We start from the raw sequence: 21,708 nt of genomic DNA, 5'->3' as shown, positions 1-21,708 counted from the left end.
TGTTCCAAATAGTAGATCATTTGGGCAGCTGTTGAATTGTGAATGAGCAGACCCTCTGCGTCATGAATGACGCGGTGGAGCTTCCATGGATGGATTCATAGCGTGTCTGCTAGCACACATCAACAGATGTAGCAGTAATAGGATCAGCTATTTAGCACATTTATCCTGAAGGTGGTCTTTTTGCAACTGCACTGCATGAATGTCGGGATCGCCCGACAGCGAGCAAAGGGGCCAACGCCTTTCCCCTTTGCAATCCCCTCGCGCCCCGGATCTCGCTTTATCCTCGGCTCCCCTAAGGATGAAGGCACCGCTTAGACATCACATCCCTGTGATGACTAAGCTCTCGCGGCATCCATGCCGCTCAACCTTCATCCTCTACGGTTCACCTCAGCGCTCGCTCACGGGGGATCGAAGGTGATTTATATTCTTCTTGATATTTTGTTTCGAGGCAGGATGCCGAGCCACGCAGGTCGATGTCGGGAACATCGTTCCGGAGTGAGCCTTTGGTTACTTTGAGCGATACCAAAGTAACTCGACCGCCGGGCGAATACGGCTATATGGCGAAGCCATTAATATCAGTCCGAAGGACAAAAAGATAAGCCAGCCTTGTGCCAAAATGAACCAGAATCCACTGAATGTAGCTAATATTGTGGCTTCGCCACAAACAAAAAAGACCCTCAACTGAGGGCCTTTCATTCACCAGGGGAGCACCTTATTCCTGAATCGGTGCTCCGGTGTAATCCGGCTCATGGCAGTGACGCAATACCTCATCATAATGATGCAGGGTCTGCTTACAGGGCATCTCATCCCTGAGGCTGACAACCACCAGAGCAAGAGAGGCCAGGATAAAGCCGGGAATGATCTCATACAGGCTGAAGATCACTGATTGTGGCCACTGGGAGTGGCCAAATATCCAGACAAGCACCATAATCGCTCCGACCGTCATCCCTGCAACTGCCCCCCTGGCAGTACAGCGTCGCCAAAACAGCGAAAACAGGATCACCGGCCCAAAGGCGGCCCCCATACCAGCCCAGGCATGCCCCACGATCGATAAGATGGTGCTCTGAGGGTCGCTGGCAAAGATCATCGCCACCAGGGATACGGCAATCACAGCTCCCCGACCAAACCATACCTTGGCTTTCTCACTCAACTGGATCTCAAAAAAGTGAGCGATATCTTCGGTCAGTGCACTGGATGAGGCAAGTAGCTGGGCTGCTATGGTACTCATCACCGCCGACAGAACCGCCGCAAACAAAATAGCGGCAATCCAGGCCGGGAACAGCCCCTTGGCCAGCTCTAAAAAGACCATCTCATTATCAAACTGATGGCCGCGAGTTGCATAATAGATAGCCCCGGTGATCCCCACCGCAAATGCTCCAAGCAGGGAGATAACCATCCAGCTCATGCAGATCCGCCGCGCCACCTTCATGCCGCGAACATCACGGATCGCCATAAAGCGCACCAGGATATGCGGCTGCCCAAAATAGCCAAGTCCCCAGGCCAGCAGAGACACTATCGCGATCAGGCTGGTTTGGTTGCTCACGACAGAGAAATAGTGTGCCGGCAGCTGTAGCGTAAAGTCGGCAGAATGCTCCAGATGAAACCAGGTTGCCAGCGGAGTGATCAGCAGGGCAAAAAACATCAGGGAGCCCTGGAAAAAGTCAACCCAGTTCACCGCCAGGAAACCGCCGATAGAGGTGTAGGCCACCAGGAAGATTGCTCCCATCCAGACCGCCGTATGGTAAGGAAGGTGGAACAACACCTGAAACAGGTAGGCACCACTGACAAAACCGGCGGCGGCATAGAGGGTAAAGAAGATCAGGATCACCACAGCGGTCATCAGTCGTAGTACCCGGTTACCATGACCAAAACGCGCATCAAAATAGGAGGGAATGGTCAGTGCATCTCCCACATTTTCGGTATAGATCCGAAGCTTCTTGGCCACAAATCGCCAGTTGAGGTAAGCGCCTATCGACAAACCAACCGGCAACCACAGCTGATCCAATCCGGATACAAAAACCGCTCCGGGCAACCCCAGCAGCAGCCAGCCACTCATATCCGATGCTCCCGCCCCCAAAGCGGTGATGGCGGGGCTCAAGCTCCGGCCACCCAACACATAATCTGAATTATTTTTGGTGGCACGGGCAGCACAGATCCCGATAGCAAACACAATGGCAAAATAGATCGCCAACACGATAAAAAAGGTAATCATCTAATCTCCCGTAAAGGTCACCCAAACTCGCCTAAGTCGCAGCGCGATGGCCACAACATGAGGTCACTGGTCGTCTCATTTATAGTTTCTAGTGATGGTGCCTGTCCGCTGGCGCTGTTACTTCCTGAACCTCGACTCAGTCTCTTACCTGCCAGGAAGCAAAGATTTGGGTCAACCATGGTGTATCCGGTTCACAGATCGGTGAAGAGTTATCCCGACCGGCCCTATTAAACCATGATTAAAGCTCTGCATGAAGCGCGCAGCGGATCCTTGTTACATCCAGACTGTAATTTTGACTGATCCGCTTATGACAGATCTCACAACACAGCTCACGGTGATGATCCTGCTCCAATTTCTGGATCCGCCTGGCTGAGACCTTTTCCCGGGTGTTGGATTGGGAACCGCTCCCCTGCCCGGACTGGCGTTTTTGAATCTTACGTCTCAGCTCAAAAAACGCTTTCTTATAAGATGCTGCCTCTAACTGCATCTGATGAAGCTGCTCCTGAAGCGCTGCCCGATGTAGATCATGCTGAGTCAGCTCATTCCCAAGCTTTGCCAGGCGAACCTTGAGCAGTGCATTTTCTGAGAGCAGGGCTTCCGTCTGGACAGAGGCTCCGGCTGTTCGGCAATCCTGAGTTGATTTTGGCAGCTCCCAGCAAACCGTCTCATTTCCTTCCCCGCAGAGGACCTTCTCACAGGTAAACTGGAGCATCGACATCAATGCTGAGCTTCCTCCCTGATCCGGATGAATCCTCAAAGACAGCCGCTTAAAACGTTTCTTAATCTCTGATGAAGCAAGGGATGGATCGGTTCCCAGCAATTGATGGTATGTCGTCATCGCCATCCCCCTTCAGAGTCCACTCAACGGTCTGTTGTTAAAACAGCTCTTTGAAAATTGTAGACCCGATCCGGATGATTGCTGCACATCTTAGGCTCTGTTGACATTTCAATTTTGAACCTGTTGCCCCTGAGAATGGCCTGTTCGCGACGCGAATCACGCAGTTTAGTGCTCTAAATAAGTAATGAGCAACAATGAACAGGGCTTTTTTCAGGCGCAACCCGCAGGGCAGTGGCCATTTTCCCACCCAGCTGCGTTATCAGATGCTCATGTAGAGTCACTACACCACACATCTTCTGCCTTGCTGGATGAATAAATTGCCAACTGCAGAACCAAATCTGAAACGTCAACAGAGCCTAGGAAACCATTTTTTAGCAACTCATTAACCAAATCGCAACAGCGCAAACCGGATCCGTGATCCAGGCCCCAAAAGTCTCTCACTGCAGAGGAAAAGCCACTGGCTTGCCCCCTGAGTTCGGTGTACCTTTATTGTCCCGTCGCGGGGATGGGAATAAAGGTACAGATGGGACAAAGGAGAGCGCCATGTACTATATCGGGATCATGTCCGGCACCAGCCTTGATGGCATCGATGCTATCCTGGTGAGGTTTCCACCCGCCGGAGGGGTTGAGATCATCGATAGTCTGAGCCAGCCCTTTACACCTGAACTACAAACTGGGCTGACCAAGCTCCTGGAAACATTCGAGATTGGATTGCAACAACTCGGGGAGCTGGATGCTAGGCTAGGGCGAGCCTATGCTTCGGTTGCGAACCAGCTCATCGAAAATGCCGGGATAGCCCGAACAGAGATCGCCGCCATCGGCTGCCATGGCCAGACCATATTTCACTCCCCGAGAGGTGCTTTGCCTTTCACCATGCAAATTGGAGATGGCAACCGAATCGCTGCCCAAACCGGCGTGCCCGTGGTTTGTGACTTTCGCCGTCTGGATATGGCGGTTGGAGGAGACGGAGCGCCCCTGACCCCCGCGTTTCATCAACACTTTTTCTCCAGTGACACAGAGCAGCGCGCCATTTTGAACCTTGGAGGGATCGCCAATATCACCCTGCTCAACCGGGATCCCGCCAGGGTTATTGGCTTTGATTGCGGACCCGCCAACTGCCTGATGGATCTCTGGTGTCAGCATCATCTGAAGGCTCCTTTTGATCGGGATGGTCAGTGGGCTCAATCCGGTCAGGTGCACCCCGGGCTCCTCAGAGCCCTGCTTGCTGAACCCTATTTCCAGCTCTCTCCTCCCAAGAGTACCGGCAAGGAGCTGTTTAACCTAGATTGGCTACAGCAGCATCTCAAACGATTCGAACCTTTGGCAGCGGAGGATGTGCAAGCAACCCTGCTGGAGCTAACCGCCTTGAGCATCGTTTCGGACCTCAAGCGCTTCGCTCCTGAGTGTAAAGCCCTCTACCTGTGTGGTGGCGGCGCCTACAACCGCTACCTCATCGAGCGACTCAACACAGAGCTTGCAAGGCTGCGTCTTGCGCTCACCGATGAGATAGGGATCTCAGCCCAGTGGGTCGAGGCGATCGCTTTCGCCTGGTTTGCCAGGCAACGCATTGAGCTTCAGCCTGCGAACCTGCCATCGGTGACAGGTGCAAGCCGACCCGTGGTGCTGGGAGCCCTCTATCAGAATTGATCCGGTTTAAAGAGAAGCAAACCATGAAAGAGTTACAAGCTGTTATTTTTGATTTCAACGGAGTTCTGCTTCAGGACTCGGCCCTCCACGAAAAAGCCTGGTTTGAAACGATCCGTGAACTGGCTCCGGCTCATCCCTGCCTGACAGGTGATTTTGCGGTGTTCATTCATGGCAAAGCCAACCGGGATCTCTTTGAAACTGTATTAGATAAAAAACTGAGCGAACCGGAGGCACACCAGTATTCAGAACGTAAAGAGGGACGTTATCGACAGCTCTGTCTTGAGCTGGGTGATGCATTTAAACTCACCCCTGGGGCCCCTGAGCTACTGGCAAGGCTTAAAGCCGCAGAGATCCCCTTCACCATAGCCACCGCATCCTGCCAGCATAATCTTGAGTTTTTCCAAAAACATCTTCACCTTAGCCACTGGTTTGATCTGGCCAATATCATCTATGCCGATGGTTCCATCCCCTGTAAGCCCCACCCAGCCTTCTACCTCAAGGCTGCCGAGGCTCTCGGACTTTCTCCTGAACAATGCATGGTGATTGAGGACTCAGTTGCGGGAGTTCAGTCCGCCAAAGCTGCCGGGATCGGCAGAGTGGTGGGGTTTATCGGGGACGCCCCTCAAACCAACCGGGGCAAGCTACTTGCTGCCGGAGCCGATGAGGTGATAAACGGCTTCGAGGAGTTCCCCTTACCCAATCTTGGCCTCTAAGCCGCCTCACCCATAGTTAAACCGGAGGCGACCTGGCCTCCGGCCGTTCCCTCCTCACATCCCCTGCCTGCTCCTGATGATAAAAAATGACAGTCATGCATAAAAATGCAATTGTCACAGCAATGAAAAAGCGCTTAAAATGCATACAGTCACTTTTCAGGAGCTTCGCATGATGCGCAAATTGCTCCTAATTCAGACAGGGAGGTTAGATGAACAAGCAACTCAATGAACTCTATCACCAGCTCGACAACCTAAAGCAGCTCGAGCACCAAAAATCCCACCACGGCCGCATCTCTTCACAGCGCTTTGAAAAACAGCAGGAGATCGACTCTGTGTATCAGCGGATCTCAGTCCTTTGCCAGCAACAAGCAGAGCTATCTGAGATAAAGTAACAGATATCGCCGGTTCAAGGGTCACTCACCGGCACTCTCCCTCCCCCACAGGAATATTAAAGATGGATCGATTATGTACTCCAACTATGGGATGAATACAGTCAAGGAAATTGTTGCCAGATGCCTACACACCAGGCCTGAGCTCCTCAATGAAGATCACCACCTGATTGATGATCTCTATGCCTGCCCCCTGGATCTCCAGGAACTCAAGAGCGAGCTGGCCAGGCGCTTTAAAATTAGCGAACAGAGCCTGAGCCTGCACGCCACACTTCAGGAGCTCTGTCACACCCTGGAGCAGACAACTTGTCGTTAAGCAGCTCCTGATCCCTTATCCAAAACCCCGCCTCGGCCGGAAGCGGGGCTGTGCGCCAGGAAACTACTGGCGGATCCCTTCGATATGCAGCTCCAGATAGGCGATTTTCGAGGCACCGATCACCTTGATCCCATAATCCGCCAATGGCAGCTCTGCCGAGCCTTCAAAGCCGGTACGATAGCCACCCCAGGGATCCTTGCCCTGGCCAACCAGGTGGGCGGCAATCGTCATCGGGTGAGTCTGGCCATGTAGTGTCAATTTGCCCTCAATCGAAAGTTTCCCCCCTCCCAGATCCGTCACCCGAGAGCTGACAAAGGTTGCCTGAGGGTATTGCTTCACATCCAAGAAATCCTTGCTGCGCACATGCTTATCCCGCTCGGCATGATTAGAGTCGAAGCTTGCGGTCTCTATCACTACCTTCACCTTGGAGGCTGCAACATCCTTGGGATCGTAATCAAATGTCCCGGAGAAGGTGTTAAACCGCCCTTTGATCCAGCTATATCCCAGGTGTTTTATCTTCAAATTGACGGAAGCGTGGGCTCCCTTACTATCTATGATGTAGTGTTCGGCCCTGGCCAGGCCGGAAACTGCGAACAAACAAAACATCATCGAAACGATCCAGCTAGTTTTCATCTTTGACTCCTCCAATCATCTTTTTCAAGGTGTTATCTCTGTCTATAAAGTGGTGCTTTAAAGCCGCCAGGGCGTGAAGCCCGGCAAGGCTTATCAACGCCAGGGCCGTGTAGTAATGAACCATGCCTGCGATATCAGCCTGATCTGCAAAGAGTTCACCCGCTCCCGGGATAGAAAACCAGTTAAACACGGCAATGGAGCGCCCATCGGCGGTGGATATGAGATAGCCAGAAACAAAGAGGATAAATAGCAACAGGTACAGCAGCTGGTGCACTGTTTGGGCGGTAATGATCTCCCAGCGCTTTCCCTGAATAGCCGGATGGGGAGTCAGCAGTTTCCAACCCAGGCGGAACAAGGTAAAAAAAACCAGACATAAACCGATAGACTTATGCCAGTGGGGTGCAACCTGATACCAACTGGAATAGTAATCCAACTCCACCATCCACAGCCCCAGGATAAACAAGCCAATGACCACCACGGCCGAAAGCCAATGATTCAATTTCCCAATAGAGTTATATTGGATGACCCTTCGCGGCATAACATATATCCCTGAGCATCGTTCCCTGCATTGAGCTTATTCTAGGAGAGAGAAAATCTTAAAGCCAGCCGCTATTTTTCTCGGGGCTCTATAACCTTACAAAAATAGATGGCTTTACCATTTTTAGTTTGTCACTGATCCCATAGAGGCTTTCTGAGTGTCCCACAAAAAGATAGCCACCTTTTTTTAAGGCCCCCACAACTCTCTCAATCACCAGCCTCTTGTGTTGGCTTGAAAAGTAAATTAATACATTTCTAAGGAAAATAAAATCAAATACCCCAAGCTTGGGGAGGGGTTTCGTCAAATTAATCATCGAAAAACTAACATGTTTTTTTAAATCATTTCCGACTAACACTCGTCCCTCCTGAGAAGAAAACCCCTTAAGGAAGTATTTATGCAAAAGCTCCGTCTCTACCGGGGTCATCTTTGAAAGCAGGTAACAGCCACGCTTCGCTTGCTCAAGTACCCTCTGGCAGATATCAGAACCAATCACCTCCCAAAAGCTATAGGGATACTTCTCCGCAAGCAGCATGGCAATACTATAGACCTCCTCTCCAGAGGAGCAGGCCCCACTCCAGACCCTGGGATGCGAATGATTAAGCTCATTTAATAAAACATGTTGCAGAAAATCAAAATGGGCCGGCTCGCGAAAAAAACTTGTTTCATTGGTGGTCAGGTGATCAACCAGGATCTGCTTTTCCTGCTTGTTTTTTTTGTTAAAAACCAGTTTGAAGTAATCGGAAAAATTATCCAGTTCATAGAAGCGCAATCTTTTTTGCAGACGATTGATCACGAGTTGTTTTTTATTCTCCCCGAGAATTATTCCGGCCTCATCATGAATAAAGTCGGATATGGTGTGGAACTCTTTATCGCTTATCTGATGAATCAATCCGCTATCCTCTGGCTAAGCTCTGATGACACTAGAGCATTTTTGGTTTAATCCGGGTAGTTATTCCCGCCCCTCAAGTTCAAGTGCTGCTTTGAGCTTTGCTTTGTTAAGCTGACCTTCTGCAGCAAGGATGCTGCAGTAGAGCAACATGGATGTGACTTGCGAGTCAGCGATCAAAGTCAAAGCTGCTTTCATGAGATGAACCGGTTTATCTGGAAAACGCTCTAGTGAAAAATCAGAACTTCTTATAATGCTTCTCATTAAACCCATCCTCTATCACCAACACTGGTTCTGAATGACGGTCCTGTTCATTGAATGGCCTCATTTCCTCAAGCTCGACCACCTGCGAAAACTCGACCGCCTCTGGATCGCTGGCCACTTCAAGGGGCTTGATTGTCGGAATACCCTCTTGTGTTTTAGCAGACTCAAAAAAAACCAGCCCCTGTTTCAGCTGCTCTGAATGTTTCAATAACGCATCCACCGAATCCGTGAGGCTCCTAAGATGGGTTTGCTTCACCTGGAACACCTGCTCTTGCTGACCCAGTAACTCCCCCAGGACCTCTATTTTCTCCAGTTGGGTGTGAGATAGCTTAACGCTTTCCTCCCCTAGCGATGCTGCCTGTAGCATTTTAAGAGGTAAGCCTTGCAGTACCTCCCAGGCATGCTCGGCCGTCTCTACACTCGATGAAGCAAGCTCGCTGATCTCCTGAGCAAGTCCCCTGCTGTTTTCAGCAAGCTTTCGGACTTCTGAAGCAACCACGCCAAAGCCCTTGCCCTGCTCTCCCGCCCGTGCAGCCTCGATCGCAGCATTCAATGACAATAGGTTGGTTTTGTAAGAAATATCCTCGATGAGGCTGATTCGGCTATTGATCCGTCGTATCGCTTCGAGGTTTTGTTCAACTGCTCCCTCGCCGCGCTTCATCTGATAGTTAATCTCATTGATGAGCTCGATGCTCTTATGGGATTTCTCGAGACTCTGTTGCATTTGCGAAGTCATGGCTCCGAGTGGATTATGATAATGGATATCTTGTTGTGGTTTCTCCAAAGTAGCCTCAGCGGCTTGAGCGGCCGCCCTGGCAGGCCCGGAGAGTCTCTCGAGTCCTGAAGCTAAGCACGAGAGTGAATCCCACCCTTGCCATAAGCGCTCCCTGGCCTTCGCAAGCTTCGCGATGAGATCTTTGCCCTCATGGTTTGAGACAGCCTCAAGCCGTTTGGTCAAATCTCCCTGAGCCAGGTGATCTGCCATGAGCTCTTCCTGAGCCTTATGGCCAAGCACATATTTAGACAGGAGCAGAGCAGACAAGACAACCAGCAGGCTCACAGCAATCAGAAGCAGGGAGAGCTGCCGATAAAACTCCACAGGAGTGATGGCAGATCCAACCAGCGCTGTTGCCGCCCAAAACACCCATAGACTCAGGATCCACAGGGGAAAAAGACCGAGAATGATGAGGGGTAATAACCGACGATAGGGCCGCGCCCTGTGCATTCCTTGCTGCATATATTCCTCCGAAGCTTATGTCCCCCAACAGCTCAACTCGTTTTAAAGAAGCTCATCTCCAACTGAAGTTTTTCAGCCTTTCCAGAGAGATCATTAGAGGTTTCAGCCATATTTTCCGTAACGCTGACATTTTGCTGAATCGCGGCATCAAGCTCATGAATTGCGGTACTGATCAGCTCTACACCTGAGCTTTGTTCACTGCTGGCGCCACTGATTTCATGAATAAGCTCAGCGACATGCTCGATATCCGGGACCAGCCTTGAGAGCATCTCTCCGGCTTGCTGAGATATATCCACACTTGAGTTGGTAAGCTCGATGATCTCAGAGGCAGCCTGTTGACTGGACTCTGCCAATTTCCTTACCTCGGCTGCGACCACGGCAAACCCTCGCCCCTGCTCCCCGGCTCGAGCCGCTTCTATTGCGGCATTGAGGGCAAGTAAATTGGTCTTTCGTCCTATCTCATCGATCACCACCATCTTACTATCGATGGACTGCATCGCCTTCATGGTCTGTTCCATTGCCTCGCCGACCTTGGCGGCATCCAGGGAAGCTTTGGCCGAAATCTCATTGGTCCGGGATGCATTTTCAGAGTTCTGCTGGATATTGGTATTAATTTCAACCAAAGAAGAAGATATCTCCTCGATTGAAGCTGCCTGGCTCATCGCTCTGGTAGAAATTCCCTGGATCGACTGATCGAGTTCGGCGCAGCCGGAGGTCACATGACGGGTTGTCTGGCCCACACTAAGCACCACCCCTTTTAAGCTTTCAGCCATGGCATTGAGCGAATCAACCAGGCTTCCGATCTCATCGCCACGCCGGATATCCAGGCGCTGAACCAGCTCGCCTTTGGTAATTTTTCTGGCAAAACCTTCCGCCGAGATCAGGGGTAAAATAATGGAGCGGGTGTAAAAAATCGAAAATAAGATCCCGATTACGGCTCCCAGAATAATCATCAGGATCACCACAAATACGGCATCAGAAACAATATCTTGGGTGCTCTGTAACGAATAGTTATTTCGCTCGAGCGAGGTATCAGAGAGCTGGCTGAGCTCTGAGTCAATCAAGTGTGTTCGCTGCTCGAGTGTAGACTCCAGGCTGGTCAGCATCGCAAGAGTTTCAAGAGAGCGTAATCTCAGGGCAAAAATCCCCTGAGGATCCGTTGCAACTTGATCAAACTGCTGTATGGTTTGCTGCAAAACAGTGGGATCTATCACCAAACCTGCGTATTCAGCCCTTTGTATCACTCTTTTAAGCCTGAGGGAGACCTTCTGACTCAAGGCGCTGAACTTCTGCTCCAATGATTTGAGCTGATTATTATCTGTGGTGATGAGATAGCTCGCAATAATCTCCTCTTTCTGAAAAAGATAACCCGCAAGCACCTCTGCTCCCTCTAACAAAGGGATACTCACCTCAAAAAGATGGGCGAGCCTCTCTTCAATCTCATCTTGAGTCGCAACCCCTGATTGAAGAAGTGTCTTGGTCGAATCTTCGCTTTCGTGAAGATCGGCTTGCACCCTGTGCTTGAGATCATTAATCACTTGCAAAGCTGCCTGAAATTTTTTCTGGACGGTACGCTGCTCTGCGGATAAAAGACTCTCCAACTCACCTTTTACCTGAAGTAGCTCAAGCATTTGGAAACCCATAGTAAAAAAGTCATGTTGCGCTGACTGAAGAGGGCCCAGCTCAACGAGAAACTTTGAACCTTTAAATAAGGTCTCCAGCTCACTTAAGTCGTTGCTAAAACTCTCATGATGCTTCTCCAGCACCTCCTTTTGTTCAATCATCTGTTGCCGGTTTTTTTCCAAGCGACTCTTGGCTAACTCCAGATGAGTATCTTGCATCGTATGAGTCAATGAAATGACCAGGCGATTCACTGGAGTGACTTCTCCGGTCAGCAGCTTGACCTCATCCTGAACCTTCCAGATAAAGAGTAAGCCCACGCCACCAACAACCAACAAACAGAGCACCATCACCATAAAAGCGAGCAGCGTCTTTCCAAACAGCCCCATCCAGTTAGATACACTGTACTTAATGCCTATCGCTCGCATAATCACATCCCTTTATCGCTCATCCATGACATGCCGCTCAATCTACTTTTGGCGAAAAACCTGTACGCGATTATTCGCTGTATCCGCCACATAAACCCAGCCACTGGATTTATCGACAAATACCCCATGCAGATTTCCAAATTGACCTTCCCCTGAGCCTTTACTACCCCATTTCGTGAGAAACTTGCCTTGGTGGTTAAATACCTGAATGCGGTTATTGCCAATCTCGGCAACATATACATTGTCGTCACGATCCAATGCTAAACCTGAATTCGCAACAAATTGACCATCTCCGATGCCCTTCTGACCCCAGGCAAAAAGAAACTTCCCTTTGGCATCAAACACCTGAACACGGTTGTTCTTTAGATCAGAAAGATAGAGTTTTCCATCGCTGCTGAATTTAGTTGCTTCCGGGTTATTCATCTGCCCCTGGCCGTCACCTTTGCCTCCAAAGAGAAACTGGAAGTTGCCCTGGAGATCCCACACGCTCACCCTATGATTTCCAGCTTCTGGGAGATAATAACGCCCATCATAAATGTCACTGAACTCGGACTTGCGGGTTTCTCCCGGAGCCGTCCCATAACCGCTAAAGGTCTTGAGCCAACGATAGTTCTTGTCATAGATCTTGACGTATCCCGATGCGTAATCCGCAACAAAGATCCGCCCATCGGGCGCAACCGAGACACCTTCCGGTTTATCCAGGTTCTGTGGTTCATCTCCCTTTCCGCCGAAACGGGTAATATACTTTCCGGTTTTTTTATCAAAGACCTGAACCCAGGAGTGGGAAGCATCCGTCACCAACAGATGTGTGCCATTGTGCGCCAGGGCAAAATCTTCGACATAACGGAACTGACCCGGGCCACTGCCCTTAGACCCAAAAGTCATCACGTGCTCAAATTCCAGAGCCAAGGTCTTGCCTGCAAAGCACACGAGTAATATGAGTAGATATTTCATCCCTCTTCCCCTTTAATGACTCTTGTTCAGGATAATTCCCGACTTGCTGCCCAAACTGCTCCAGTGCAGAGATCTCTTCAGAGCAAAGGACGTGATGAATATCCAGTAAAATAATAAACTCCTCGCCGACCCGCCCCATCGCCTGGATGAAGTCATGACGTATATCCACGCCGAAGCTTGGGGTAGGTTGAATATGGTCTGCCCCTATCTCTAAAATCTCATTGACCTCATCCACCAGCATGCCAATAAGCTGAATACCTTCCGCCATCGGGTGCTCAACCAGGACTATGCTGCTATTTTTGGTGAGCTGGCAGGGAGCGCGTCCCAATCGAGCCGCCAGATCAAGGATGGGGATCACTGTTCCCCTGAGATTGCTCACTCCCAGGATAAATTCCGGCATCATGGGCACAGGCGTGATGGTATCGACCTCGATCAGCTCTTTGACATCCGAGATGCTGACCGCAAGCCGCTCCTGTCCCACTTCAAAAGTAAGGTACTGGTATGCCATCTCCTCCCCAGCCAACACCTTGTCTGTGCTCTCATCCATCCTGTGATTCTCCCTGATAACTGACCCCTAACCTTGATTGAGACTGATAAGTAAGCAAGCGGAATAAACCGTGAATATCCAGGATCAGAGCAATATCTCCACAGCCTAGAACCGTTGCGCCACAGATCCCTTCAAGCCCCTGAAATATCTGCCCCATCGGTTTAATGACCGTTTGATACTCCCCTGCAGGCGATCGACCAGAAGGCCCATCCTTTGCTGCAGATAGCGAACCACTACCAGGTTGCTGATCCCCTCCGCTCTCTGATAGCCAGGCACCTTGAAAAACTCCCCCAGATCCAGGTAGGGCACCAGCTCCCCCTAAGGTTGAAATACTGGTTCTCAAGCTGAGATTGTCTGTCTTGCTCTTCGAGCTCAATGCATTCATCAACCATGCTCAAGGGAATGACATAGCTCGAGCCACAAACGTCAACCAGAAAGCCATCGATAATCGCAACCGTCAGCGGCAAACGCAGGGTGACCCTTGTCCCGACGCCCTGTTCACTATAGAGCGCCACACTTCCCCGCAGCCCTTCTACCGCACCCTTGACGACATCCATTCCTACCCCTCTCCCCGAGAGGTGGTCTGCCTCGCGGTGAGTACTAAACCCGGGCTCAAACACCAGTTGGAAGAGCTGCTCCTCAGAAAGAATCTCTCCTGAGTCTAATCGGCCGGATTGCTCGGCTGCTTCTCGCAGCATCTGGGGATCGATTCCCTGGCCATCGTCCATCACCTCAATCACGATCTGCCCGGAATCATGACTTGCCTTGAGGGTCAGCTGCCCCTGTGAAGGCTTACCCGATTGTTTGCGTTTTTCAGGTGACTCAATGCCATGATCTAATGCATTACGCACCAGGTGAATCAGGGGATCATAGACTTTTTCAACCATGCTCTTATCCAGCTCACTCTCCCCCCCTGGATAGTCAGTACCACCTCCTTACCCAACTCACGGCTCAAATCTCGCACCACCCGTCGAAAACGGATAAAAGTATCCTCTATCTGGACCATTCGGAGTCTCAGTGCACTGTCACGGATCTCCTCAAGCTGACTCTCTATTCGCCCCAGCACATCATCCACATCCGGGATCTGATAATGGGTCAGTAATAATTTAATCGCCGCCCCTGAGATGACGAGCTCGCCCACCTGGTCAATCAGCTCACTGAGCTTATGGGCATCGATTCGAATATAACTAAGATCCTGGGTATTGATGGCTCGCTTCTTTTCCGAAGGCTCGGGAGATAAGGCATAGCGCACAGGGGGATCGTCTTGGGATGTTTGAGAGATGACTCGTCTCACGCAAGGGGTTTGGATCGGGTTTAATGGGACTGCCTGTTGAAGTGGGGTTGCTGACCCCTCAGGCTGTGTTAAAGGCTGGGGAAAGAGCCGGTTCAACACCTCTCTTAGGTGCAGCTGATGAACATAGGGCAGCTCTTCCAATAAAGCCTGGAATAGCTGCTGCTGAGATGGCGGCAAGATCTGGATGTCACAGTCATCTTCAACAAACTCAAACACCTCCTGGATACGCGCCTTGGTCACCTCACTCTTAAAGGTGATACAAAAACCCAGGTAACAACCTTCTGCATCCATTTGAGAGCCCAGCAAGGAGTCCGGGAATAGAGTGATCACATCGACAAGTGAACCTAAGGTCGAGAGATAGCGGATAAAAGACAGGGGATCCAGACCGTTACGCAGCGAATCGCGCTTGAACTGGAGGAGAATCAGCCAATATTGAGATCCGCTCCCCGAAGCTTCCGGGCGTTCTGCTTCAACAGGCTGTTTCAAGATAGAGTGAGATACCTCATCGCCGAACAACTGTACGAGGAGTTGCTGCCCCTCTTGCAACAAGGGCTCTGACACTTCACCATGATTTAAGATCTCTGCTGCCAGCTGACTGGCATGATCCTTACAACGCAGTAATAACGCGATAAGCTTGGGATCAGCAAGATGCTCACCATCTCTGAGGCTGGAGAGCTCCCCCTCCAACTGATGGGCAAAGTTGACAATAGGGTCAAAACCAAACAGGCCGGCAGCCCCCTTGATGGTATGCATGGTACGAAACGCCCGGTTCAGTTGCTCCGAATCCTGGGGAGAGTCCTCTAAAGCCAGTAACGCCGCCTCCATCTCACAGAGCATCTGCTCTGTCTCTTCGGCGAATACTTCTACGACCTCTTCAGGTTCACTCTTTCTCGGGCTCATCGGCAGCTTCCACTTCCAAACCTGTCCTGGTATTCTCAGAAAAACGCCCCTGCAGGTGCAATAACCTCAACACCTCCTGTAGTGCGTCACTCATCTCAACAAAATGCACCTTTTTCCGGGCAAGCTCAGCCTCGTTTTGTAATAGGAGGAGTAACTGCAGCCCGGCACTATCCACCTCACTCACTCCTGCAAGGTTAAGCTGGATCTCAGATCCCTCCTGCAACCAATGCAGCAGAATTTTTTTTTGCTCAGCCGCGGTATAGATGGTCATCTCCTCATGAACCGTCAGGCGACAGACCTCATTGGCCTTGTGGCATGTGATACTTGTAACTGCCATCCCTCTCTCCCATCGAACTCAGGGCGTTACCAGTTTGGCGACCGCGTCCAGCATCTTGGGTGACCGAAAAGGCTTTGTCACCCAGGCTTTGGCTCCGGCAGCCTTGCCTTCTCGGATTTTTTCCTCTGCCGACTCCGTGGTAAGCATAATGACAGGGGTAAACTTGCTGCGAGGGTTGCGCTTTACCTCCTTTAAAAAGCTGATCCCATCCATGTTCGGCATATGAACATCACTGATAATGAGATGTACTTTTTTTAGATCCTCCATCTTGCTGAGAGCATCCACCCCGTCGACGGCTTCAATTACCTCATAGCCCGCATCACGTAAGGCCATACCGACCACCTTACGGACCGATGCCGAGTCATCCACAATCAGGATGGTTTTTGCCATCTGTTCGCCTCCAGCCTGACCCCCTGAGCAGAAATCAAGCATAAAACAGCCCCGCACATGAGATGAACTGGTTCACAGAACCTGTAAACCAACTCATTTGAATACTTCTCTTAAGAACTAGTATATAAATTCACAAGTGTCACATTTGTCGTGTCCTCCCCCCATTGCTATATCTATAGAGTGAAGCGAGTTCACCTTTCATCGTCAGGGAGCAGGATGCATAACAATCAAGACTCTTCCGAGTTAAAACAATCCCAATCCCCATGGTTGATCCTGATCGTCGATGCTGAGGATGACATGCACACTCTGACCCAGATGGTGGTTCAAAGTAGCCAGCTGTTTGGTCGGCCTCTAAAGCTTCTGCATGCCTATTCCGGCAAAGAGGCCCGAGCCTTGTTTCTGCAACACCCGGATATCGCCCTGGTCCTGCTGGATATTGTCATGGAATCAAACGAAGAAGGCCTGGCTCTGGTGCGCTTCATTCGCGATGAGCTGTGTAATGCAATGACACGAATTGTTCTGAGAACAGGCCAGGAGAGATCCGCCCCCGAACTTCAAACCCTCATCCAATACGATATCAATGATTACAAAATGAAGAGTGAGCTCACCCTACGTAAGCTCCAGGTCTCGATTCTCACGGCGCTTCGGGGCTATCGGGATCTCACCTCGCTCAAGGCCAGTAATAGCAAGCTCGCCGAGTTAAACCAGGAGCTTGACCAACGCATTGTGGACACAAGCAACGAGCTGGATCAGACTCTACAATCCCTGACCAGCACCCAGAAAAAATTGATAGAGACTGAAAAAATGGCCAGCCTTGGAGTACTCTCGGCCGGGATTGCCCATGAGATCAATAACCCCCTGAGCTTTATCAAGAGTAATATCTCCACCGCACTGAGCTATCAAAAGCAGCTAAAACTCTTTACCCGGACATGCTTAAAACAGCAGGAAACCTCACCCGAGACGGACCAGCCTTCACGCAGAATAGATGAATTCAACCTCAGTGAGATCGACTACATCATGGAAGATTTTGAGCCCCTGATGCTCGAGGCCCTCGAGGGAGTAAATCGGGTAAAAAATATTGTCGATGGTCTAAAAAGTTTTGCCAGCCATGGCCCGGTTGATATGTGCCCGGTTGATCTCAACTCTATTATCCATATCAGTATTGATACTCTGCGAAGCCGGCTTGGCTCTTGTGCAACCATCCTCACTGAGCTTAGCCCCTTACCCCCAATCCAGGGGAACGAGCCTCAGCTCAAACAAGCCCTGTATAACCTGCTGGAAAATGCAGCAGAAGCCATCGATACCCATGGCAAGATCAGGATTCACAGCTACTACGGGAATTCAGAGAATATCATTGAGATTGAGGATAATGGCACAGGGATCAGCGAGCAGCATATAGAAGAGATCTTTACCCCATTTTTCACCACCAGGGGCGTTGGTGAAGGCACCGGGCTTGGATTATCGATAAGCCATGGCATCATTCGCGATCATGGGGGCAACATCAGTGTCAAAAGTAAGCCAGGCCAGGGCTGCTGCTTCACCCTTAAATTCCCCATTCAGCAAACACCTGGCTGTATATCATCATCCACTTAAAGTGGTATAACGGTCAGCGACGAAAGTTTAGGAGTGACAACAAAAAAGCCAGCTGATGACCTGCTGGCTTTTCACGATTTCTGAGGTATGAATTACTTCAGCAGCAGCTTATTGAGTTGAGCCACAAACACGGATGGATCTTCCAGACCGCCCTGCTCAGAGAGCTGAGCCTGACCCAGCAACACATCCAGCCACTCGGCGAACTCGGCGTCATCCTGGGTGTCTGCCACGCGCTTGATCAGCGGGTGCTCAGGGTTCACCTCCAGAATATACTTCTGCTGTGGCAGGGTCTGCCCGGCCGCCTGCATCAGCTTCATCATCTGAGTCGACATATCGTGATCACCGGTCACCACACAGCAGGGGCTGTCGGTCAGACGGTGGGTGATCCGCACATCCTTCACCTTGTCACCCAGGGTCTCCTTGGTGCGCTCGATGAAGCTTGAGAAGGAGTCTTCCAGCTCTTTTTGCTGCTCCTGGTCCTCTTTATCATCCAGGTTACCCAGATCCAGCTCACCACGGGTCACAGAAACAAACTGCTTCTCTTTATAGTCGGTCAGATGACTCATCAGCCACTCATCGACGCGATCGGACAGCAGCAGAACCTCGATGCCCTTCTTGCGGAAGATCTCAAGGTGTGGGCTGTGAGATGCAGCAGCATAGCTATCGGCGGTGATGAAGTAGATCTTCTCCTGACCCTCAGGCATCCGCTCGATGTACTCATCCAGGGAGACATTCTGCAGATCCGAGTCATTGTGGGTGCTGGCAAAGCGCAGCAAAGAGGCGATCTTCTCGCGATTGGCGAAATCTTCCGCCGGTCCCTCTTTGAGCACGCGACCAAACTGACCCCAGAAGCTCTGATACTTTTCGGCGTCATCCTTAGCCAGCTTCGACAGCATGGTCAGAACCCGCTTGGTACAAGCCTTACGCAAAGATGCGGTGATCTTGTTGTCCTGCAGGATCTCACGGGATACGTTCAGCGGCAGATCGTTGGAATCCAGAACCCCCTTCACGAAACGAAGGTATGATGGCATAAATTGGTCAGCATCATCCATCACGAACACCCGCTGAACATAGAGCTTAAGGCCATGCTTCTGCTCACGGGTCCACATATCAAAGGGTGCCTGAGATGGGATATACAGCAGGCTGGTGTATTCCTGGTTCCCCTCAACCTTATTATGACCCCAGATCAGCGGATCGCTGAAGTCATGGGCCACATGCTTATAAAACTCTTTGTAATCTTCATCGCCGAGCTCGTTTTGTGAGCGAGTCCACAGGGCGGTCGCCTTGTTGACCTGCTCCCAGGCCGCAGGCTCAGCCGGGATCTTGTTACCATCCGGGCCTTCCTGCTCTTCGGTCGCCTCTTTGTACATCTCTACCGAAACATTGATGTGATCTGAGTATTTACCAATGATCGAGCGCAGACGCCAGTCATCTAAGAACTCATCCTCACCCTCTTTGAGGTGCAGGATCACATCGGTACCCCGATCGGCTTTCTCGATATCGGCAACGGTGAAGCTTCCAAGGCCATCGGAGACCCACTCAACGCCCTGAGTTGCCGCTTCGCCCGCCTTACGGGAACGTACTGTCACCTTGTCCGCCACGATGAAAGCAGAATAGAAGCCCACACCGAACTGACCAATCAGCTGAGAGTCTTTAGACTCATCACCGGAGAGCTGGCTAAAGAACTCCTTGGTGCCAGATTTAGCGATAGTCCCCAGATGCTCGATCGCTTCGGCCTGAGTCATACCTATGCCGTTATCCGAGATAGTCAGGGTACGATTGTCCTTGTCGATCAGCAGGCGCACACGCAGCTCACCGTTATCTTCGTAGAGAGCATCATTAGAAAGCGCCTTGAAACGGAGCTTGTCGGCAGCATCGGCTGCATTGGATACCAGCTCTCGCAGGAAGATCTCTTTGTTTGAGTACAGGCTGTGAGCGACCAGGTTAAGCAGCTCTTTGACTTCAGTCTGAAAACCGTGGGTCTGTGTCTGAACCGTTTCTGTCATACTTTATTACCTTGACAAATGTTACTGTGATAAACGTTAACTGATAGATGAGGATCGCCCCTTAAGAATTCAAGGGGCAGCGAGAAATTTGTGAAAAATAATGGGCAAAGGGCGCCCATTCTGAGCAGGCTAGATCATCATGGTGACCAGCACTCAACACAGATGTGCCCCGAAGACAGTTTTTTACCGCAGCTGTTATTAATCTGCAGCACACTCAGGAGTGAGAGGTAAACGCACCTTAAACAGGCTCCCCTGCTCGGGCTCGCTCTTCACCTCTATACTCCCGTCATGCTCTTCGATGATCCCAAGGCTCACCGACAAGCCAAGTCCCATCCCTTTCCCAACGGGCTTGGTCGTATAGAAGGGAGTAAATAGCTGGTGCTGCTGCTCGACAGACATGCCATGACCATTATCTTCAACTTCAATGACCGCATCATCACCATCGCAATAGGTACGAATCGCGATCACCCCCTCAGACTCAATCGCCTGGGAGGCGTTCATCAGAAAATTCAAAAATACCTGTTTGAGCTTGCCTGTATTACCCTGAACTTTTGGCAGCTCAGTAAACTCCCGAGTGATCTCACAGTGATCCTTAAGCTCACTCCAGACGATTTTCAAGGTAGACTCCAGCAATTGGTTGATGTCCAACAACTCAACCTCGCCCTTATCGGCGCGGGCAAAGTTATACAAGCCCTCGACGATCTCCTGCATCCGCTCCACCCCCTCCAGAGATTCCTCCATCAGAGGGCTGATATCCTGCATGATAAATTGAAGATCCCCCTCCTCAAGCTCCTGAAGCTTCTGATGCAGCAACTCAAGCTTGGGATCGTATCTGTGACGGTAACAGAAATTAGCCAGCTGCAGTAACAACTGGTGATAACCTTTCACCCGCTGAAGATTGCTTTTCACAAAGCTCAGGGGATTATTGATCTCGTGGGCGATCCCTGCCGACAACACCCCAAGACTTGCCATCTTCTCGGTTTGCAGTAATTTTTCCTGACTTCGCTGCTGCTCCTGCCTGAGCTCCTCAATCAGCTGATCTTTATCCGGGCGAGTCAGCTTGGGATCATTGAGTGCCCTCTCAAACTTATCGATGCTGATGATCATCTCATCTTCAAACTGATGGCGAGACTCCCTGAGCTGAGCTTCGCGTTTTTTCTCTGACGCCAACATTCCCGACAGTTGGTCGGTCGTCTCCATCAAAGTCTGCAGCTCCCGGTTGGCATAAACAGGATTACTCCGCGAAAGCTTTCGCCCCCTTGTGAGCATTTTGAGTCCCTGATTGATCTTATTCAGGGGACGCAGCATCAAAAAGTGCAGCAAAATAAAAATGAGCCCGGCAAATATCACCAAGGCTCCGGATATATACCAGTGGACGATTTTCAGCATATCCGCCATCCCGTGGCTAAACACCTCGTGTTCCCACTCAAGAGTCAGGTAGCCATAGAGTTTCCCCTGGCTCATGATCGGCTGACGATACAGGCTCATCCCGTCATGCGCCGTCTCTTCCTCATGGATTTGATCCAGCAGGATCTGACGATTGGTATCTTCAATCTTCACCCGGTGCAGATCCGCCATACCTGCCATCGACTGGTCGACTATTTTCTGCAGCAGTGGGAGGTCATTGTTTTGAATCGGTTGCAGGATACTCAAAGAGAGAATCGCATAGAGGCTGTTACGCTCCTCATCTTCATGGCGCTGGAAGTCTTCATTGAGAAACAGGTAAGCTACCGGGATCGCAAGCAGGTTAAACACCAACAAGGCGATAAGCAAGAGACTCATGAGCTGTCGCCATAAGGGCCAGTGACACCAACGACTCCGACATCGTCTCAGCAGCTGAACCAACATGGCTAGACTCCTTTTCTTCAGTTGTGCCCCACTGTGAATATCCCGGTAACTGCAGCCCTGCCTTGCCGGAGATAGCAGAGGGTCTCTAATGGTACCCCTATTTAGGAGGATAGCTTGA

Annotated in this window: 23 protein-coding genes; 5 read left to right on the top strand and 18 right to left on the bottom strand. The window is 50.8% G+C overall.

The window, feature by feature from the left end; translation table 11 throughout:
- Positions 1 to 712: 712 nt before the first annotated feature.
- On the bottom strand, positions 713 to 2,212 hold the full coding sequence (gene putP, locus DB847_RS07675; RefSeq protein WP_108650149.1) for a sodium/proline symporter PutP: 1,500 nt from the start codon (positions 2,210 to 2,212) through the stop codon (positions 713 to 715).
- A gap of 238 nt (positions 2,213 to 2,450) precedes the next feature.
- Positions 2,451 to 3,050 (bottom strand): J domain-containing protein, encoded by a 600-nt coding sequence (locus DB847_RS07670; RefSeq protein WP_108650148.1) that lies wholly within the window; start codon positions 3,048 to 3,050, stop codon positions 2,451 to 2,453.
- 543 nt (positions 3,051 to 3,593) lie between these two features.
- Here DB847_RS07670 and DB847_RS07665 point away from each other — a divergent pair.
- The 4 genes from DB847_RS07665 to DB847_RS07650 all read left to right on the top strand — a co-directional run bounded on the left by DB847_RS07665 (position 3,594) and on the right by DB847_RS07650 (position 6,115).
- Complete coding sequence (locus tag DB847_RS07665; RefSeq protein WP_108650147.1) at positions 3,594 to 4,697, top strand: anhydro-N-acetylmuramic acid kinase; 1,104 nt, start codon at positions 3,594 to 3,596, stop codon at positions 4,695 to 4,697.
- A gap of 23 nt (positions 4,698 to 4,720) precedes the next feature.
- Positions 4,721 to 5,410 carry an HAD family hydrolase gene (locus tag DB847_RS07660; protein ID WP_108650146.1) on the top strand — a complete coding sequence of 230 codons (690 nt, stop codon included), beginning with the start codon at positions 4,721 to 4,723 and terminating at the stop codon, positions 5,408 to 5,410.
- A 209-nt stretch (positions 5,411 to 5,619) separates the two neighbouring features.
- Positions 5,620 to 5,802 carry a hypothetical protein gene (locus DB847_RS07655; protein ID WP_108650145.1) on the top strand — a complete coding sequence of 61 codons (183 nt, stop codon included), beginning with the start codon at positions 5,620 to 5,622 and terminating at the stop codon, positions 5,800 to 5,802.
- Positions 5,803 to 5,875: 73 nt separating this feature from the next.
- A complete protein-coding gene (locus DB847_RS07650) occupies positions 5,876 to 6,115 on the top strand; it encodes an acyl carrier protein (RefSeq protein ID WP_108650144.1) in 240 nt (79 codons plus the stop codon).
- Positions 6,116 to 6,178: 63 nt separating this feature from the next.
- Here the strand turns inward: DB847_RS07650 and DB847_RS07645 are convergent, their stop codons facing one another.
- From DB847_RS07645 to DB847_RS07590, 14 genes are all read right to left on the bottom strand, one after another.
- Positions 6,179 to 6,748: a YceI family protein gene (locus tag DB847_RS07645; protein WP_108650143.1), complete on the bottom strand. Its 570-nt coding sequence runs from the start codon at positions 6,746 to 6,748 to the stop codon at positions 6,179 to 6,181.
- The gene (locus DB847_RS07640; RefSeq protein ID WP_108650142.1) at positions 6,738 to 7,286 is read right to left on the bottom strand and encodes a cytochrome b; all 549 of its coding nucleotides are present in this window, start codon (positions 7,284 to 7,286) and stop codon (positions 6,738 to 6,740) included. Before DB847_RS07640 ends, DB847_RS07645 begins: the two co-directional genes overlap by 11 nt.
- An 88-nt stretch (positions 7,287 to 7,374) precedes the next feature.
- Complete coding sequence (locus tag DB847_RS07635; RefSeq protein ID WP_108650141.1) at positions 7,375 to 8,175, bottom strand: CheR family methyltransferase; 801 nt, start codon at positions 8,173 to 8,175, stop codon at positions 7,375 to 7,377.
- A gap of 60 nt (positions 8,176 to 8,235) precedes the next feature.
- Positions 8,236 to 8,436: a hypothetical protein gene (locus DB847_RS24295; protein WP_159084456.1), complete on the bottom strand. Its 201-nt coding sequence runs from the start codon at positions 8,434 to 8,436 to the stop codon at positions 8,236 to 8,238.
- Entirely contained in the window at positions 8,411 to 9,673 is a 1,263-nt protein-coding gene (locus tag DB847_RS07630; protein WP_108650140.1) for a methyl-accepting chemotaxis protein, read from the bottom strand. The genes DB847_RS24295 and DB847_RS07630 overlap by 26 nt, the downstream gene beginning before the upstream one ends.
- 32 nt (positions 9,674 to 9,705) lie before the next feature.
- Positions 9,706 to 11,721 carry a methyl-accepting chemotaxis protein gene (locus DB847_RS07625; RefSeq protein WP_108650139.1) on the bottom strand — a complete coding sequence of 672 codons (2,016 nt, stop codon included), beginning with the start codon at positions 11,719 to 11,721 and terminating at the stop codon, positions 9,706 to 9,708.
- 42 nt (positions 11,722 to 11,763) lie between these two features.
- Complete coding sequence (locus DB847_RS07620) at positions 11,764 to 12,675, bottom strand: NHL repeat-containing protein (protein ID WP_108650138.1); 912 nt, start codon at positions 12,673 to 12,675, stop codon at positions 11,764 to 11,766.
- Entirely contained in the window at positions 12,614 to 13,222 is a 609-nt protein-coding gene (locus DB847_RS07615; RefSeq protein ID WP_108650137.1) for a chemotaxis protein CheW, read from the bottom strand. Before DB847_RS07615 ends, DB847_RS07620 begins: the two co-directional genes overlap by 62 nt.
- Positions 13,215 to 13,379 (bottom strand): hypothetical protein, encoded by a 165-nt coding sequence (locus tag DB847_RS24875; protein ID WP_199911896.1) that lies wholly within the window; start codon positions 13,377 to 13,379, stop codon positions 13,215 to 13,217. Before DB847_RS24875 ends, DB847_RS07615 begins: the two co-directional genes overlap by 8 nt.
- On the bottom strand, positions 13,328 to 13,498 hold the full coding sequence (locus tag DB847_RS26585; RefSeq protein ID WP_159084455.1) for a hypothetical protein: 171 nt from the start codon (positions 13,496 to 13,498) through the stop codon (positions 13,328 to 13,330). The genes DB847_RS24875 and DB847_RS26585 overlap by 52 nt, the downstream gene beginning before the upstream one ends.
- The gene (locus DB847_RS07605; protein WP_108650135.1) at positions 13,456 to 14,109 is read right to left on the bottom strand and encodes a chemotaxis protein CheA; all 654 of its coding nucleotides are present in this window, start codon (positions 14,107 to 14,109) and stop codon (positions 13,456 to 13,458) included. Before DB847_RS07605 ends, DB847_RS26585 begins: the two co-directional genes overlap by 43 nt.
- The gene (locus DB847_RS07600; RefSeq protein WP_108650134.1) at positions 14,082 to 15,416 is read right to left on the bottom strand and encodes an Hpt domain-containing protein; all 1,335 of its coding nucleotides are present in this window, start codon (positions 15,414 to 15,416) and stop codon (positions 14,082 to 14,084) included. The genes DB847_RS07605 and DB847_RS07600 overlap by 28 nt, the downstream gene beginning before the upstream one ends.
- Complete coding sequence (locus DB847_RS07595) at positions 15,397 to 15,753, bottom strand: STAS domain-containing protein (protein ID WP_108650133.1); 357 nt, start codon at positions 15,751 to 15,753, stop codon at positions 15,397 to 15,399. The genes DB847_RS07600 and DB847_RS07595 overlap by 20 nt, the downstream gene beginning before the upstream one ends.
- An 18-nt stretch (positions 15,754 to 15,771) precedes the next feature.
- Positions 15,772 to 16,143 carry a response regulator gene (locus DB847_RS07590; RefSeq protein ID WP_108652930.1) on the bottom strand — a complete coding sequence of 124 codons (372 nt, stop codon included), beginning with the start codon at positions 16,141 to 16,143 and terminating at the stop codon, positions 15,772 to 15,774.
- 216 nt (positions 16,144 to 16,359) lie between these two features.
- On the opposite strand from DB847_RS07590, the gene DB847_RS07585 reads away from it, so the two are divergent.
- Positions 16,360 to 17,736 carry a hybrid sensor histidine kinase/response regulator gene (locus tag DB847_RS07585; RefSeq protein WP_108650132.1) on the top strand — a complete coding sequence of 459 codons (1,377 nt, stop codon included), beginning with the start codon at positions 16,360 to 16,362 and terminating at the stop codon, positions 17,734 to 17,736.
- A gap of 92 nt (positions 17,737 to 17,828) precedes the next feature.
- On the opposite strand, the gene htpG is transcribed toward DB847_RS07585, so the two are convergent.
- Both htpG and DB847_RS07575 read right to left on the bottom strand, forming a co-directional pair.
- On the bottom strand, positions 17,829 to 19,742 hold the full coding sequence (gene htpG / locus DB847_RS07580; protein ID WP_108650131.1) for a molecular chaperone HtpG: 1,914 nt from the start codon (positions 19,740 to 19,742) through the stop codon (positions 17,829 to 17,831).
- 198 nt (positions 19,743 to 19,940) lie between these two features.
- Entirely contained in the window at positions 19,941 to 21,524 is a 1,584-nt protein-coding gene (locus DB847_RS07575) for a sensor histidine kinase (protein ID WP_159084454.1), read from the bottom strand.
- Positions 21,525 to 21,708 lie beyond the last annotated feature (184 nt).

Origin of the sequence: Dongshaea marina (assembly GCF_003072645.1) — a bacterium.
Lineage (GTDB): Bacteria > Pseudomonadota > Gammaproteobacteria > Enterobacterales > Aeromonadaceae > Dongshaea > Dongshaea marina.
This window is presented reverse-complemented; position numbering and strand designations above follow the sequence as displayed.